This is a genomic window from Aliinostoc maniaoense, from assembly GCF_058172895.1.
Map to the genome: position 1 here is coordinate 3,194,164 of NZ_CP187952.1, position 17,002 is coordinate 3,211,165.

Annotated in this window: 15 protein-coding genes and 1 pseudogene; 9 read left to right on the forward strand and 7 right to left on the reverse strand. The window is 38.3% G+C overall.

Features of this window, described 5'->3' with window-relative positions; genetic code table 11:
- Positions 1 to 21: 21 nt before the first annotated feature.
- Positions 22 to 960, reverse strand: a complete 939-nt coding sequence (pip, locus tag ACPZ3T_RS14005; protein WP_490276957.1) for a prolyl aminopeptidase — start codon at positions 958 to 960, stop codon at positions 22 to 24.
- Positions 961 to 1,278: 318 nt separating this feature from the next.
- On the opposite strand from pip, the gene trpS reads away from it, so the two are divergent.
- Positions 1,279 to 2,286 carry a tryptophan--tRNA ligase gene (trpS, locus tag ACPZ3T_RS14010; protein WP_490276958.1) on the forward strand — a complete coding sequence of 336 codons (1,008 nt, stop codon included), beginning with the start codon at positions 1,279 to 1,281 and terminating at the stop codon, positions 2,284 to 2,286.
- Here trpS and ACPZ3T_RS14015 read toward each other — a convergent pair.
- On the reverse strand, positions 2,272 to 2,412 hold the full coding sequence (locus ACPZ3T_RS14015; RefSeq protein WP_490276959.1) for a histidine kinase: 141 nt from the start codon (positions 2,410 to 2,412) through the stop codon (positions 2,272 to 2,274). The two genes, trpS and ACPZ3T_RS14015, sit on opposite strands and share 15 nt — an antisense overlap.
- A gap of 242 nt (positions 2,413 to 2,654) precedes the next feature.
- Between ACPZ3T_RS14015 and ACPZ3T_RS14020 the strand changes: the two genes are divergently transcribed.
- From ACPZ3T_RS14020 to ACPZ3T_RS14040, 5 genes are all read left to right on the forward strand, one after another.
- Positions 2,655 to 3,590 (forward strand): methylenetetrahydrofolate reductase, encoded by a 936-nt coding sequence (locus ACPZ3T_RS14020; protein WP_490276960.1) that lies wholly within the window; start codon positions 2,655 to 2,657, stop codon positions 3,588 to 3,590.
- Positions 3,591 to 3,808: 218 nt separating this feature from the next.
- Entirely contained in the window at positions 3,809 to 4,948 is a 1,140-nt protein-coding gene (locus tag ACPZ3T_RS14025) for a DUF262 domain-containing protein (protein WP_490276961.1), read from the forward strand.
- The gene (locus tag ACPZ3T_RS14030; RefSeq protein ID WP_490276962.1) at positions 4,945 to 6,039 is read left to right on the forward strand and encodes an AAA family ATPase; all 1,095 of its coding nucleotides are present in this window, start codon (positions 4,945 to 4,947) and stop codon (positions 6,037 to 6,039) included. The genes ACPZ3T_RS14025 and ACPZ3T_RS14030 overlap by 4 nt, the downstream gene beginning before the upstream one ends.
- Before the next feature lie 9 nt (positions 6,040 to 6,048).
- Entirely contained in the window at positions 6,049 to 6,798 is a 750-nt protein-coding gene (locus ACPZ3T_RS14035) for a hypothetical protein (protein WP_490276963.1), read from the forward strand.
- Positions 6,799 to 6,977: 179 nt separating this feature from the next.
- A complete protein-coding gene (locus ACPZ3T_RS14040) occupies positions 6,978 to 7,763 on the forward strand; it encodes a Uma2 family endonuclease (protein ID WP_490276964.1) in 786 nt (261 codons plus the stop codon).
- Positions 7,764 to 7,957: 194 nt separating this feature from the next.
- On the opposite strand, the gene ACPZ3T_RS14045 is transcribed toward ACPZ3T_RS14040, so the two are convergent.
- From ACPZ3T_RS14045 to ACPZ3T_RS14065, 5 genes are all read right to left on the reverse strand, one after another.
- Positions 7,958 to 8,242, reverse strand: coding sequence for a hypothetical protein (locus ACPZ3T_RS14045; protein ID WP_490276965.1), 285 nt, complete (start codon positions 8,240 to 8,242; stop codon positions 7,958 to 7,960).
- Positions 8,243 to 8,513: 271 nt separating this feature from the next.
- Complete coding sequence (locus ACPZ3T_RS14050; RefSeq protein ID WP_490276966.1) at positions 8,514 to 9,311, reverse strand: hypothetical protein; 798 nt, start codon at positions 9,309 to 9,311, stop codon at positions 8,514 to 8,516.
- A gap of 81 nt (positions 9,312 to 9,392) precedes the next feature.
- Positions 9,393 to 9,536: a hypothetical protein gene (locus ACPZ3T_RS14055; protein ID WP_490276967.1), complete on the reverse strand. Its 144-nt coding sequence runs from the start codon at positions 9,534 to 9,536 to the stop codon at positions 9,393 to 9,395.
- Positions 9,537 to 9,620: 84 nt separating this feature from the next.
- Positions 9,621 to 9,983 (reverse strand): four-helix bundle copper-binding protein, encoded by a 363-nt coding sequence (locus ACPZ3T_RS14060; RefSeq protein ID WP_490276968.1) that lies wholly within the window; start codon positions 9,981 to 9,983, stop codon positions 9,621 to 9,623.
- A 533-nt stretch (positions 9,984 to 10,516) separates the two neighbouring features.
- Entirely contained in the window at positions 10,517 to 13,030 is a 2,514-nt protein-coding gene (locus ACPZ3T_RS14065) for a PAS domain-containing sensor histidine kinase (protein WP_490276969.1), read from the reverse strand.
- 503 nt (positions 13,031 to 13,533) lie between these two features.
- Here ACPZ3T_RS14065 and ACPZ3T_RS14070 point away from each other — a divergent pair.
- From ACPZ3T_RS14070 to ACPZ3T_RS14080, 3 genes and pseudogenes are all read left to right on the forward strand, one after another.
- Positions 13,534 to 14,862 (forward strand): GUN4 domain-containing protein, encoded by a 1,329-nt coding sequence (locus tag ACPZ3T_RS14070; RefSeq protein WP_490276970.1) that lies wholly within the window; start codon positions 13,534 to 13,536, stop codon positions 14,860 to 14,862.
- 338 nt (positions 14,863 to 15,200) lie between these two features.
- The gene (locus ACPZ3T_RS14075; RefSeq protein ID WP_490276971.1) at positions 15,201 to 15,434 is read left to right on the forward strand and encodes a hypothetical protein; all 234 of its coding nucleotides are present in this window, start codon (positions 15,201 to 15,203) and stop codon (positions 15,432 to 15,434) included.
- A 462-nt stretch (positions 15,435 to 15,896) separates the two neighbouring features.
- Positions 15,897 to 16,865, forward strand: a pseudogene (locus ACPZ3T_RS14080) (Rpn family recombination-promoting nuclease/putative transposase).
- Positions 16,866 to 17,002 lie beyond the last annotated feature (137 nt).

The window sequence follows — 17,002 nt, forward strand, 5'->3', positions numbered from 1 at the left end:
GTACACCATTTGTACAATACATCAAAATTTATCCGTTGCCTCAATCAAAGCACTCCGAATACCCACTTCACTCATTGAATGTCCAGCATCGGGAACAACAATAAATTCCGCTTCTGGCCAAGCACGATGTAATTCCCAAGCTGATATCATCGGACAAACTACATCATAACGTCCTTGGACAATTACTGCGGGAATATGACGAATCCGCTCGACATTTAATAATAATTGATCATCGGTTTCTAAAAAACCTTGATTAATAAAATAATGGCACTCAATGCGAGCAAAAGCATCAGCGAATTGATCCTCAGCAAAATTATAGATAAGTTGTGTATCTGTAAATAATCTACTAGTGCTAGCTTCCCAAATTGACCAAGCCTTGGCTGCTGCTTGTCTAATGTCTCTGTCTTGGCTAGTCAAACGTTTGTAATAAGCGGTGAGTAAATCATCTCGTTCATCTACAGGAATTGGCTTAAGATATTCTTCCCAAGCATCAGGAAAAATATAACTAGCACCTTCTTGATAAAACCAACGCAATTCTTTTTGTCGCAGCAAGAATATACCGCGTAAAATTAGCCCTAAACAACGCTCTGGGTGGGTTTGACTGTAGGCTAATGATAAAGTGCTACCCCAACTACCACCAAAAACTACCCACTGTTCTATGCCTAAATGCGATCGCAGTTTTTCAATATCATTAACTAAATCCCAAGTGGTGTTTTCTCTTAACTCAGCATGGGGTTGACTTTTACCACACCCACGCTGATCAAACATAATTAAACGCCATTTTTCAGGATGGAAATATTGGCGATAAAATGGCGGACAACCACCACCGGGGCCACCATGCAGTAAAACTATGGGTTTACCTTGAGGATTTCCTGACTCCTCAAAATGAATTGTGTGTAATTCAGAAACTTGTAACTTTCCTTCTTGATAAGGTTGTATTAGTGGATAAAGTTCACGCATATTTATATGTAATGATTTTCTATGTATTCAGAATAGTACACCGTATCTCAGCTTCCTGTGGGGCGTTGACTGTTGACGATTAACTGTTAACCGTCAATAACGAACAATCTTTACAACTGTTATTTTGGCGTTTCTGTCAATGCCTAACTCCTATGTATGAACACAAAAAGTGATGTATGACCCCCATATGACCCCCAGATGAATCCCATATGTGACCCAGATATCATCCCCAGTTCCCCCGGAAAATGTCAAAATGAAAGGTGTTTTGCCATCGCCACTTTCCACGGTGGGTATTTGAGATTAATAGATTGGTAATTTATGGGTAAGCAGCGTGTTCTTTCTGGAGTTCAACCAACTGGTAACTTACACTTGGGCAACTACTTAGGAGCAATTCGCAACTGGGTAGAAATCCAAGAACAGTATGAAAATTTCTTTTGTGTCGTAGATTTACACGCGATTACAGTACCGCATAATCCAGCGACATTGGCAGCAGATAGTTATACAATCGCTGCACTTTATTTAGCCTGTGGTATTGACTTAAAGTATTCTAATATCTTTATTCAATCTCACGTCTCAGCCCACAGTGAACTAGCTTGGTTACTCAACTGCATCACACCCTTGAATTGGCTGCAAGACATGATTCAGTTTAAAGAGAAAGCCCTTAAGCAAGGGGAAAATGTCGGTGCAGGTTTATTAATCTACCCTGTGTTGATGGCGGCTGATATTTTGCTCTATCAAGCTGATAAAGTGCCAGTAGGGGAAGATCAAAAACAACACTTAGAACTAACACGGGATATCGTCAACAGATTTAATCACCAATTCGCCAAGGATAAACCTGTGTTGAAACTGCCAGATCCTTTAATCCGTAAGGAAGGCGCGAGGGTGATGAGTTTGACGGATGGGACACGCAAAATGTCTAAATCTGATCCTTCAGAGTTAAGCCGGATTAATCTTTTAGATTCACCAGATCAAATTGCGAATAAAATTAAACGTTGTAAAACCGATCCAGTGCGCGGTTTAACCTTCGACAACCCAGAACGCCCAGAGTGCAATAACTTGCTGACATTATATATGTTATTGTCAGGCAAGCCCAAGGAAGAAGTAGCAGCAGAATGTCAAGACATGGGTTGGGGACAATTTAAGCCATTACTCACCGAAACAGCAATTAATGCTTTAAAACCCATCCAAGAAAAATATCAGCAAATCATGGATGACAAAGGCTATTTAGAGTCTGTGTTGCGTGATGGTAGAGAAAAAGCCGAAGCCATAGCCAACCAAACCCTAAAAGACGTAAAAGCTGCATTAGGCTATTCAATGCCTGTGTGAATTTGGGCATGGGGCATGGGGCATGGGGCATTGGGCATGGGGCATTGGGCATTGGGCATTGGGCATTGGCGTAAATATTTCTTCCTTGTCTTCCTTGTCTACCTTGTCTCCCCCTGCCCCCTGCACCTAGGCTGTTGACTTTGTTGAAATTTGGGCGGTTTTTAGTAATTTTGTACGCGATGTTTAATTTGTGCCTCAAAGCCTTCTCAAAACACAGTTTCAGCCATCGTAACTACGCACATTTTTTGCATGGACAAAATCCCAAAAAAGGTACAGAGTCAACAGCCTACCCCTGCACCCCTGCACCCCACACTTCTCTTTAAGGTGTGATTCATAATACCCTTAAAGAGAACCCAATTATCAACGTTATGGAACATAGCCATAGCTGCAATTACAGTACATTGAATAATTTCCGTAAATCCGCGCAAGCGGGTGAATTTTTAGTTACCGCCGAGGTAGCACCACCAAAAGGGGGAAATCCCACACACATGATTGAAATGGCGGCGACCCTTAAGGGGAGGGTTCATGCTGTCAATATTACCGATGGTAGCCGTGCTGTGTTACGGATGTCTTCATTGGTAGCATCAGTGATTTTGTTGCAAAATGGGATTGAACCAATTTGTCAAATAGCTTGCCGCGATCGCAACCGTATTGGTATACAAGCTGACCTCATGGGCGCACACGCTTTAGGCATTCGTAATATTTTAGCCTTGACTGGCGACCCAGTAAAAGCAGGCGATCATCCTGAAGCCAAAGCTGTCTTTGATTTGGAAGCTGTGCGACTATTACAACTGATTCGGAACATGAATCAAGGTGTCGATAGCCATGATAAACCTTTGACTGATGGTGCAACAGATTTATTTGCAGGTGCGGCCGTAGATCCTCAATCTGCCAGTTGGTCAGGTTTGCAAAGTCGCTTTGAACGTAAAATTGAAGCGGGCGCGCAATTTTTTCAAAGTCAATTAATTACTGATTTTGAAAGACTAGAAAAATTCATGGACAAGATAGCGTCAGTCCATAATAAACCGATTTTAGCGGGAATTTTTCTGCTGAAATCAGCGAAAAATGCTCAATTTATTAATAAATGCGTTCCGGGTGTAAATATACCTGAACACATTATTGAGAGGTTAGCAAAAGCCAAACACCCCTTAGAAGAAGGTGTAAAAATTGCCGCCGAGCAAGTGCAGATTGCGCGACAGTTGTGTCATGGTGTCCACATGATGGCTGTCAAGCGGGAAGATTTGATACCTAAAATCTTAGATTTAGCTGGAGTTGCACCAGTTAATCAGGTGTTAGCGAAGTAGGTTACAAAAGGCGATCGCTTTTTCCTGAAAGCAGCTGTAATTAACCAGCTGCTTTCTTATTTACTGTGTTTGGAGATTAAGATTAGTTTAGATTGATTCCAAACGCCAACGTCAAAAGAGAGTACGATTAAGAAAAGTGATCTAAGTAGACTACTATCTTATCATGAGGTAGCATCTCCAAGAATTAAATAAAAGTGAAAGAATAAGGAATAAGTATTATGTCGAATCAAAATAACATCAATTCCAACTCTCTATACGAAGAACATGAAGTAGAACAGAATGAGATTGAACTACTAGAAGAAGATTTAATTTATGAACCCTTCGATCCTAATCTTATTCGTGTTGATACTCGACCATTGACTATTGACCTAGTATTGAAAAGAATTAAATTTAATGAAATTGATTTATCACCTAAGTTTCAGCGTCAAGATGATATTTGGACTCCTACTGCTGAAAGTAGGCTTATTGAATCTATTTTGATTCGTATACCGCTTCCAGCATTTTATATGGATGCTACAAATGATAATAAATGGTTAGTCATAGACGGAAAACAAAGATTGAGTACGCTTAAAAAATTTGCTATAGATAAAACGCTTACGCTAGAAAATTTAGAATTTCTCACACATCTTAAGGGTAAAAAGTATGATGAATTACCTCGTAATTACCAGCGTCGTATAGAAGAAACATACATTACAGTTTATTTAATTGATAAAGGAACACCACCTGATTTTACATATAATATTTTTAGACGAATAAACACACTAGGAGTTCCTCTTTCACCTCAAGAACTACGTCATGCGTTGAATCCAGGACAAGCAACAGAATTCTTAGATAAACTTGCTAAATCTGAAGAATTTAAAACAATTACTAATATAAGTAAAAAACGTCAAAAACGCATGGATGACCATGAATTTGTTCTAGGGTTTATTGCCTTTTATTTAATACCTTATGAAACTTATCCAATCAAGCATGGTAGGGACTACTTTTTAAATGAAACTATGAGAATAATTAATAAAATGTCTCAAGCTCAACTGGTCGAGGTTGAAAATAATTTTAAATTTGCTATTATGACAGCTTATTCTGTGTTTGATAAATATGCTTTTAGGAAAATTTTTAATGATAATCAAAAAATGCAACCTATTAATAAAGCCTTGTTTGAGGCTTGGTCTGTTACTTTTAGTAAATTAAATAAGCAAGAAGCTGAATTACTAAAACAACGAAAAGATAAAGTTATCAATGAGTTCATCAAATATATAGAACAAGATGAGGAATTTGTAAAGTCCATATCCCAAGCTGCTGATAAAGTTAATTATAGATTTCAGACAATCGAAAAAATTGTTAGACAAGCACTATTATGATTGGTTTATTACAATTGAGAAATTTCAAAACTTTTGAGCTACAATCTATTCGTCTAAAAACTCTAACTTTACTTTCTGGGCTTAACAGCACTGGTAAATCTTCCGTAATTCAGTCGCTTTTGTTGCTCCGTCAATCTTATCAACAAGATTTATTACCTAATATTGGGTTAGCTCTCAATGGTGATTTAGTTTGTATAGGTACTGCTCAAGACGCTCTGTTTGAAGCTGCACAGGAAGACTCAATTGGTTTTGAATTATTTTGGAAAAATGGAGCAAAAGGCACATGGCTTTTTGACTATAACAGAGAATCAGATGTTCTAACTCTTGCATCACCACCAACATCCTCTGATATATATCAATTAAGTCTTTTTAACGATAAATTTCACTACTTGCAAGCAGAACGTGTTGGACCTAGAACATATTTCGAGATATCTGATTTTCAAGTAAGACAGCATCAACAACTAGGGACTCAAGGAGAATACACGGCTCATTTCCTCTCTGTTTATAGAGATAAAAATATTCCCAATACTAAACTTAATCATCCCAAGGCTACCTCCTTAAATCTTAAAGATCAAGTAGAAGCATGGATGGGAGAAGTCAGCCCAGGAACACGGCTGGAAATCAAATCTAATCCAGATATGGATTTGGTAAGCTTTCAATACTCCTACGGACTGAGCAACCCTTACCGTGCTACTAATGTTGGATTTGGTATTACTTATACTTTGCCAATTATAGTTGCGGTACTCGCCTCAAAGCCTGATACACTAATTCTAGTTGAAAACCCAGAGGCTCATCTTCATCCCAGAGGACAAGCCAAAATGGGTGAATTGTTAGCACTTGCAGCTAGTTGCGGTGTTCAAGTAGTGATAGAAACTCACAGTGACCACGTTTTAAACGGAATTCGTCTTGCTGTTCATCGTCGTAAACTTGACCATCAAGAGGTGCAATTGCACTATTTTCAGCGTCAAGAAAAAGAAGGTCAAGTTTTTACAGAAGTTTTGTCCCCACATATTAATCGTCATGGAAGAATTGACAAATGGCCTGATGGTTTCTTTGATCAAATGGAAAAAGATTTGATGGAGTTGATGTAAATGCGCTTTTTGATTAACGAACAATCTTTTATTGGGCAAGCAAAACACAATGATGATGCTGATAAGCTAATGAAAGTATTGTTCGAGATAATCAAAGAATTAGAACCTATATATTCAAGTCCAATCCTTAGCCATAGTAGCTTTTTTAGTTGCTATATAGCAAAGGATATTAAAGTCAGTGATTGGTTACATAAAAAAACCCGATCTTCTAATGGGGAAGAGCAAGAGACTAGCAGAATATTATTGATTAAATTAATGAATCAAGGACCTTTTGTAGATGATCTTCTAGATGAAGAGTTAGACTTTCATGAATGCTATTTTAATGATAGGGATGTTTGTGGAAGCTCATTAGCAGGGGCAGTTCATCTTCAGGGAAATATAATTAGCTTACAGGAAGCACCTGATTTTACATCACATACTGTTCAATTAAGATACAGTCAAAATGGTGTAGATTATCAACAAATAGAAATTACAAACTTAACTCATGTAATTCACGCAAAGAAACTACGTCCATGTTACGTACCTAGCCCTAAACACGCTTTAGGTGGTTGGGGTACTTTAATGGATTTAAGTGATGAAGTTGCTCAAGTAGTTTTAGATAGAGGGATTGTAAATGGTAGACAAATTTATGGATACTATGAAGGAAAATTTTACGAATTTCAGTCAGATAATTTTGCTGGTTTTCATGGCTACCCTGTAGATGAAAATGAAGTTCCTCATAAAGTAATCGAATGTCTAAAAGATTTACAAAATGAGTAAAAAAGTTAATACCCAGCAGAATTTAAGAATTAAGCATCACCAGTCAGAAGTACAACAGCCTTGATATCTAGATTTTTCAATTCACTGAGTTGCACTTAACTTTAAACTTTTAGATCGCTCTCCTCCCCTTCTCACTGCTAAACTAAAAAACAACCCTTACCCTATGCAAAGGTGATCTTATGACCTCTGCAATAAATCTAGACAATGACCTCACTCCATTTCCCGACCATACGCAGCTACCAGACTCTGATGGGACATTTGTGAAAAATTGGCAAGAACATCCTCAAAGTATTTTATTGACGGACTCAATTCAACCCGTCCTCAAACAATTACATCCTGATGGTCAATATTGTATTGGTCAAGACTTAGGCATTTACTGGCGTTTAACTGACCCCCCAGAGAAAGGTGCAGAAGCACCTGATTGGTTTTATGTAGGAAATGTCCCGCCTTTACTTGATGGGCAAACACGACGGTCTTATGTGCTGTGGCGTGAGTTTATTTCCCCATTAATTGCTTTAGAATTTGTTTCGGGCGATGGTACAGAAGAACGAGATAAAACTCCCTGGAAGGGTAAATTTTGGATTTATGAGCAGGTAATTCATCCGGCTTTTTACGGTATTTATGAAGTAAATAAAGCTAGTGTAGAAGTCTATGAGTTAGTTGGTGGGCAATATCAATTATTACCAGCCAATGAACGCGGACGTTATCCTATCACACCATTGGGAGTTGAGTTAGGTATATGGGAGGGTGAATATCAAAATGCAGAATTACCCTGGCTACGCTGGTGGGATGCGGAGGGTAATTTGTTGCTCAGTGGTGACGAAAGAGCCGAACAGGAACGCCAACGCGCCGAGCAGGAACGCCAACGCGCCGAACAGGAACGTCAACGCGCCGAGCAGGAACGTCAGAGAAACGATCGCCTGATTGCTCAATTGCGCGCTCTCGGTGTTGAACCGGAAATATAATTAGAACGCCGTGTGCAACTTCTTTTCAAACCTAACCCCCAACCCCTTCCCTTGTAGGGAAGGGGAGCAAGATTTAAAGCCTCTCTCCTTGCAGGGGAGAGGTTTGGAGAGGGGTTTATAGGAATAAGTCACACATCGCGTTAATTAGATGTAACATAACCCCGATTTCGAGCGAAATCGGGGTATTTGTGGTGTTATACAACCAAAATTTGACGGATTAAAATACTCATCACTTGCTCAGGGTTTTCCGTTGGTAACAGTGGACTCCAATCTCCCACATTGGCATAACCGATCGCCTGCAAATAATGTATTGTACTGGTGACAGCTTTAGCAGAACCAATCAACAAATGTTTAATGGGTTCTCTGTTGGGTAATGGTTGCTGAGTAGATTGTTTAATAGTGGGTGTATCAGAGTTTTCGTTGCTCAAATACTGTTGTAGTAGTGCTTGAGTATCTCTTAATTTGGTTTCTTGTGCCATGATAATAATCGACTCCTGTTTTGGGGTTAAAAGAAAGGCGATCGCGGACTTTGCTAGAGGGGCGATCGCCTTTCTTCTTCCATGCTAATGTATAAAATTATACTTGTCAATCACTTAATTAAGAATTTTTCGGTATTTTCTCGGAAACTGCGATCGCTTATACTTCTCTTAGCTGGTTTGAGTTTGCAAGCGTTAAAATATGACACAAAATCCACAAAACCAGAACGCACCCATAACGCTAGAAAGTTTTTGGAAACTCAATTCTATTCCTTCACTCAATTTCCTCACAACGAATTAACAGCTTTTCCATCTGTGCCGCTAGAGAAATCAAATCTTTCCAAGAAGAACCACTAGCTAAATTTTGAGCGTGAGCTAATCTATTGCGTAACTGTTCAGCCGCCTTTAAAAATCGTTCCCCTGCGCGTTTTGATTTCAATTCTAATTGTTGTAACAGTTCTGGATGATGTAAAACTAACTCGCGTTTATCACAAAATTGCAAATAATCTAACAAATCCGTTGCTTCGTTTCTCTCTTGACTTTCTCGCCATAGTCTTTGGGCTATTTCTACACGCTCAGGTTTGAGAAATTTTTGCCAAGTATCTTGAGGATAGTAAAGACGAACTAACCTCAATAAATTCATTTCTAATAAAGTAAATAAACCAAATAACAACATTCGCACTGGGGCTTTTTGCAAATCACCACAGGTAATAATGCCACTCACTTGATTGCAGTCAAGCACAAATAATCTAGGAGTATCTTGCAAAATCGGTAATAACTTCATTAATGGTGTAGAAATAGCAATGAGTTCTTTGGGATGAAAAACTCTTTGATAATCAGCACATTGGCCAGATTTAGTTGATATTAAACTAGAGCGTTCAATGTAACCTGTAATAACATTACCCGTCTCAATTCCCACAACATCAAAATCTTGCGCCTGCATCCATTGCAAAACTTCCATCACATCTGAATCTGCCGGCACAGCTTTTAAAGATTCTGCTACATATTCAATAGTGATATTATTTTCAAATAAACTCCGCAAATCTTGAGAACGGGACTTTAAGTGTTTCATCTTGAGTAATTCGTAATACCCTACGGGTACTCTGCGAGAACGCCTTCGGCGAACGCGGTAGCGTCTCGTCAGAGAAGCAAGCTACGTAATACCGCTATGCGGAAGCAAGCTACGTAATTCGTAAGTAATATTAATTATCATTAGGCATAAAAAATATAATCTACCTTGTCTACCTTGTCTACCTTGTCTACCTTGTCTACCCATTCCCCATTCCCCATTCCCCAAACACATCAAACGCCCAGACTAACAAAAGTCTGAGCGTTTGAAAATTAGGTTGCAGTTAAACTTCTGCTAAGTTTTTAGATTACATTATGCAGGCATCATTTGCATGGATCTGCAAGCTTCTGCACATTTGCGGCAAGCCATTGCACAGTCCATCATCATTTTATCATCTTTCATTTGTTCACAGGTCATCGCCATGCGATCGCACATTTCTGCACACAGCATACAAGTGCGCCCCATGAACTCAGAACCACCCATCATCATGTTCATGCACATCATGCACATTTCCGCGCAATCCCGCATCATGCCCATCATGCCCATATCCATGAACTTACCGCCTTTGCTCATGCAATAAGTCATGGTTTCCATGCACATTTTCTGACAGTCCATACAAGCTTTCATGCAGGCTTGCATTTCAGCAGTCATGGATTCAGTCATCATCATCATCATAGGAAATACCTCCGATTTTTTGATGCTTGAGAAATTCCGTTTAGGAACTATCCATAACCTTAATCTCAACTTTTTCAGTAGTCAATAGTCTATTTTGTCGAAAAAATTAATCCTATTAATTCGATATAATTACCGGAATTAGTGACAGAATCTACACCATTTTATGATGATTTATTATAAAAATCTTATCTGACAAGGATTAGAAACTCTAGTTGATAACTAGGGTTTTATTTTGGTTCTAACTTCAAGTTAAACCTAGACGCAATTCTGCTCATATTGCCCTATTCCTAAGTCATTTATTCTTAACAAATATTTAAGAAGTCTAATTGTTTAAATATAATCTTAAGTTTTCTAACACTCTTTCTAAAGATAAATAAACACGATTTTTCATCTATCTTTAGGATTAAATTAAAATCTTGATATCATACCTACTTCTATCTTTAAAATATGATCTATATTGATTTATCAGTTTTTATTTTATTTTTAAATCACCGTTACAACTCGTAATTACGAATTACGAATTACGAATTGGTTTAACCTACCGCCAAATCACTCTTTGCTTCGTGTCTAACTGGAATTTCTATAGTAAATTCTGTTCCTATTCCTGGAGTAGAACAACATTCTAATTTACCTCCGTGTTTCTCTGTAATAATTTGGTAACTGATAGACATACCCATGCCTGTACCTTTACCAATTGGTTTAGTAGTAAAGAAAGGATTGAAGATTTGCTTTTGAATTTCTTCAGGCATTCCCATGCCATTATCGTTGATGCGAATTGATATAAAATTGTTCTCTAATATTTCCGTATAAATGCTAATTTTTGGTGTGCTAAACAGGCTCATGTTCTTAGACATTTGCTCTTCTAAAGCGTCAATAGCATTAGCCAAAATATTCATAAATACTTGATTTAGTTGTCCAGCATAGCATTCAACTAAAGGTAAATTTCCGTAATTTTTAATAACTTCAATGGGTGGACGTTCTGGTTGTTCTTTAAGACGATGCTGTAAGATCATTAAAGTGCTGTCAATGCCTTCATGGATATTCACTGCTTTAAACTCAGCTTCATCCATACGAGAAAAATTTCTTAAAGATAGGACTATTTGACGGATGCGTTGTGTACCAAATTTCATGGATTTCATGATTTTTGGTAAATCATCTTGAATGTATTCAAAATCAAATTCTGACAATAAATCTTTGAAGTCCTTTTCATTGACTGAATTGTATTGTTGATACAATTTAACTATTTCCAATAATTCCTGAGTATGTTCTTCTAAATAGCTAATATTTCCGTGAATAAAGTTGACAGGATTATTGATTTCGTGGGCGATTCCAGCTACTAACTGACCTAAGCTAGACATTTTTTCTGCTTGAACCATTTGAGTTTGAGTACGCTTGAGTTCTTGTAAAGTATGTTCTAAATCTTCAGCTTTTTGTCTAAGCTGATCTGCCATTTCTTGGCGTTCAAGAAGTGCGGCTCGTTGTTCCCTAATATCACGAACAATAGTAGAAAAACACTCGACTTCACCACTGGGTGATTTGTGGGCTAGCACGACTTGAGAAACACTGATTTCTTCTCTAGCTTGGTTGAAAATTACGCTCTCACCTATCCAACTGCCATTTTTAATTGCTGTGGGTAAAGCTTCGTTAAGGATGATTTTTAAAACTGCATCAGGATGATTATTAGCTATAGTTTGATATTTGATCTCTTCTAAATTATTGATACCTAATAATTTTCTCCAAGCTTGATTGTAGTAAAGGGATTGACCCGTGGCATCAGCAATGCCAATAAAATCAGGAGTAGCTTCTAAAATAGCGAGGAGTCTTGCTTGTTCAGCTTGAGCCTGTTTCTGTTCGCTAATATCTCGTAATACAGAAAGTGCGTGAGGTTTACCGTTGTAGTTAAAGAGTTTCCCGGTAATTTCGACATTGAAGTCAGTACCATCTTTGCGGATGTCCATACCGTCACAATTAAACTCACTTCCAGTAATAATTGTGGTGACAAATTGATCAAATAATGGTAAATAATCAGGATGAATATAATCTTGGGGGCTTAACTCCAACATCTCAGCTTGAGAATAGCCGTGCATTTGACAAAAGGCAGGATTAACAGCAACCATCTTCCCAGTATCCAAATCTATAACGCTGATACCATCACTGACAGTTTCAAAAATATTACGATACTGGGCTTCTTGTTGGCGGAGTGCAGCTTCAGCGATTTTGTATTCCGTAATATCTCTGGCTATAGCATACATACAATCATTGTGCGCCACCGCAGTCCATGATAACCAGCGATAGGAATTGTCTTTACAAAGATTGCGATTTTCAAACCTAAAAATTTGCTCTCCTTGACTCAATTTTGTCATTGCTGCTAAGGTTGCGGCTTGATCCTCTGGATGTACTCCTTCTATCAAAGGCCTTGATAGTAGTTCCGCTTCCGAATAACCGAGAATATTCGCGCCGGCGGGGTTGACTCGCTTTAAAGAACCGTCAAAGCCAAAAACACAGATTATATCTAAGGATAGATTGAAAAAGCGATCGCCCTCATCTTTTGCTACCTTCTCTTGAGTAATATCTTCGTAAAAACCAAAAACACCAATTACCTCACCCTCCGCATTACATAGGGGAGTTTTAGTTGTTTTCAGCCAAATTTTAGTTCCGTCTTCTTTAGTCAACAGTTGTTCATAATCAAGTTTAGGAATATTCCTAGACATGACAGCTTCATCATCCTGTTGATAGTCTGCGGCAAATTGTTGCCAAGGTAGCTCAGAATCATGCTTACCGATAATCTCTTGGGTTGAGGAAAACCCAGCATCCTTGAGTAGACGTTCATTACATCCCAAAAATCGTGAGTTGCAATCTTTCCAAAAAATTCCTTGGGGTAATGTATTTAAGACTACCTGCAAAAAGTGTTGAGATGCTTTTAACTCTTGTTCCAGTCGAATAATACTGCTACGGAACTCTTCGGTAGTTGCGGCTAATTGTTGCTGTAATTGTTCGTTTTGCTGACGGAGTTGGGTGATCTCTTGTTCTATTGCTTCAGCATACATGAAGTATTACCTCTTGATGATTACCGTACTAGAAGAGAAAGGAATTGTATCCGTAACAATAATTTTGATCAGCGATGCTTGCGGTGGGCTGTACTTACCCTGTAGCTTTACACCTTAACTATTGGTGCAAAATTTAAATGCTCCCTGAAAATCAATCGCTACCTATCCAGTATTATTCCCAAACAAAATGCTTCATTTACTACCAAAGCCAGGAATATGTCCGCAAATATTTACCATCTACAAGAAAGTGGGTGGCTTAATTTTCCTACACCCCATTCATCTCTGAAGTGTTGAGAGGGGAGGTGCGTTACGCTGTCGCTAACACCAAACCCTGAATATAAGATAATTTCCTTTCTGATGCTCGCTAAAAGACTAGAGACACAAAATATCACACCCCTACAAATACCTATAATTGCCAACTAGAATATACTTGACTGTATATCACAACACCCCCGTTATCTTACACACATAGGTTAACAAGGGTAGTTCACTTCCACAAACCTATGATTATTTGGCAACCCAATCAAAAAATCAACAACGGTAGATTTATCATTCAGGGTAAACCCTTGGGTAGCGGTGGTTTTGGTATCACCTACAAAGCCTTAGAACCCAGCACAGGCAAACTATACGCTATTAAAACCCTAAATCAGCAAATGCAACTCAGAAATGACTTTGCTGAACAACAGATTAAATTTATTAACGAAGCCTTGACTATTAAAGGTTTTGACCATCCCCATATTCTCAAAGTTCATGAAGTCATCCAAGAAGGTGAACTGTTCGGTGTGGTGATGGAATATATAGATGGGGTAACTTTATTTCAATATGTCCAAAATCAAGGACAATTATCAGAAACAGAAGCATTGTTATATATAAACCAAATCGGTCAAGCCTTAGAATTGATTCATCAAAAGGGACACCTACACCGAGATATTAAACCTCAAAATATTATTCTTAGAAAGCATAAACAAGAAGCAGTCCTCATTGACTTTGGTTTAACCCGAAATCTTGCCACCCAAAGCATGACTAACTCCTTCACTCAAGGTTATGCACCCATTGAACAATATAAACGCAAAGGTAATTTTGGTACTCATACAGATGTTTACGCCTTAGCTGCCACTTTATATTATCTGCTCACGGCTGATAGACTCAAAAAAGAAGAAGAAGAACACCCCGTACCTGCACTCAATCGTAAGTATGATGATGAACCTTTACCAGAGCCACGGAGTTATAATTCCCGGATTAGTCAGAGAGTGAATGATGCGATTCTCAAAGGTATGGAGTTAGAACCGGAAGAACGGACTCCCACAGTCTTAGAATTTCGGAAAAATTTAGGTTTGGTGAGTAGTGGCGATCGCTCAGAAGTACAATTAAAGTCATCTGTCGGGATGGACTACAGCCAACTGCGTGACTTACTCGCTGCTGGGAAGTGGCAAGAAGCAGATGAGGAAACAGCGCGGCTAATGTTAAAGGTGATGAAACGGGAAAACGAAGGATGGTTACGAGTAGAAGACATTGAGAATTTTCCCTGTGAAGACCTCCGCACCATTGACGATTTGTGGGTAAAATACAGCAATGGGCGGTTTGGTTTTTCTGTGCAGAAGCGCATCTACCAAAGTTTAGGGGGAACGAGAGGCTATGACCAGGAAATTTGGCGAGCCTTTGGCAATAAGGTAGGATGGCTGAAAGGAGGAGACTGGTTGTACTACGACTACAAGGATATTACTTTTGATATTAAAGCACCAGAAGCACACCTCCCTTTCACACCTCCCTTGGGTTTGGCTCGAAAAAGGATTAGAGGTATCTTCTCTCGCGTCGAAACTTGCAAACTGTAACATATAAAGGTTACAGAGAATCATTAACTTTTATGAATAGGTGCTTTCTCACTAAGCCTTGCGTGTTCTAGGTTTCGGATACCTGTCACCGAGTTTTTTCATTCTGGCTCTGATTTTTCTAGTACATTATCCTTAGCTATAGGGTTAGGGTTATAATAATTCGCTTTAACAAACTTAGACACTACCCGTTCAATTTCCTCATTATTCATTTCCCAATCATCCCAAAAAACATGAGATGTAGGTTGGGTTGACGCAAGGAAACACAACACCAAAGTCCATAATGCAAGAGAATTTTATTTAAAATTAGTAATAACTCTAAAAACTGTTATTGATAAACCATGACAACCGTTATTGCCAGACCTTCATCATTACTTGGTAGTATTCAAGTAGAAAAAGTAGATCATTTCCATCTGTTCAAATTTAACGACGCACTGCAAGCACGGATGGAAGAACTTCTGGAACGTAAAAAAGCTGATTTATTGACCACAGAAGAAGTTATCGAATTAGAGGAAATTGGAGAACTAGACAGAATTTTTACCCATATTAATGCTATGTTGGTAGCTCAAAAATGACCCTTGACGATGCTACTAAAGAAGTCATACGCAGACGAGCCAAATATTTATGTGAGTATTGCCACTCTCCAGAACGCATCTGTACAACACGGTTTACCATAGCCAGTAGGGTGCGTCAGTGCGAGAGAACCTAACTACACCTAGAAATTATTCATACTGACGCACCTACCCACTACAAGATAGCGGATATGATTATCGTTGAGAAATTGTATAAACTCTTTGAAGTCTCGATTCAGCATTATTATATTTCCATTTATGGTATTGTTGTCGTATTTCTTCTAAAGCTTGAAGTCGTGCTTGATAAGATTTAGTTTGCCAATAAGCAAAATCACTTTTTTGCTCTTTCAGGTTAACTTTACGATAAAATACTCTCATTTTGAATTAAATTATCATATGTGTTGTTTGCTTATTTTATCATAATTGTAATGTTCAATATGTTTAGGCATAAAAAGCGTAATATTCATGACAGAGACAAATGAACGCGCAGATTTTGACAGCCCGTGGAAAGAAATACTAGAAGCATATTTCCCCCAAGCCATGCAATTCTTTTTCCCAGAGACAGCCGCATTAATTAACTGGAAACGCCCTTACGAATTTCTCAACACCGAATTTCAACAAATCGCCCGTGAAGCCGAACAAGGTAAACGCTATGCTGATCAATTAGTGAAAGTTTGGCAAATCCAAGGTGAAGAACTCTGATTATTAATCCACGTAGAAATTCAAGCCCAAAAAGAAGATGACTTTAGTAAACGGATGTTTACCTACAACTTTCGCATCTTCGACAGATTTGAAAAACCAGCCATTAGTTTAGCAATATTATGCGACACCAACCGCCAATGGCGACCAAATAATTACAGTTACAATTATCCCCAAACTCGCCTAAATTTTGAATTTGGCATAGTGAAACTCTTAGATTACGAAAATCGCTGGGTTGAGTTAGAAAATAGCACTAATCCCTTTGCAACAGTCGTGATGGCGCATTTAAAAACCCAGCAAACACGCTCATCACCCCAAGAACGCAAAACTTGGAAATTCACCTTGATTCGCAGATTATATGATTTAGGTTTACAAGAACAAGATATTCGTAACCTCTATCGTTTTATTGATTGGGTTATGATCTTACCAAAAGCATTAGAAAATCAATTGTGTTCAGAAGTTCAACAATTAGAGCAGGAGCGAACTATGAGATATATTACCTCAGCAGAGCGCATTGGTTACGAGCGTGGAATAGAAGAAGGAATAGAAGTTGGTAGACAAGAAGGAGAATTAGGAATTATTCTGAAACTACTCAAAAGACGATTAGGTGAACTATCACCAGAAATCCAACAACGCATCCAATCTCTTTCCGTAAACCAACTAGAAAATCTCAGTGAAGCTTTATTAGACTTTAGTAAACTAGCAGATTTAGTTAATTGGTTAGAGTCAAATTAATCATTTATTTCAGGTTCGTAGTAAGGACTTTAGTCCTCAAATCAGGACTGAAGTCCTTACTACAAACCTTTAATTATTTCCACCGTTCTATTTATCCATCAATTTAAACTTAACATCTAATTTAAAAACATCCCATG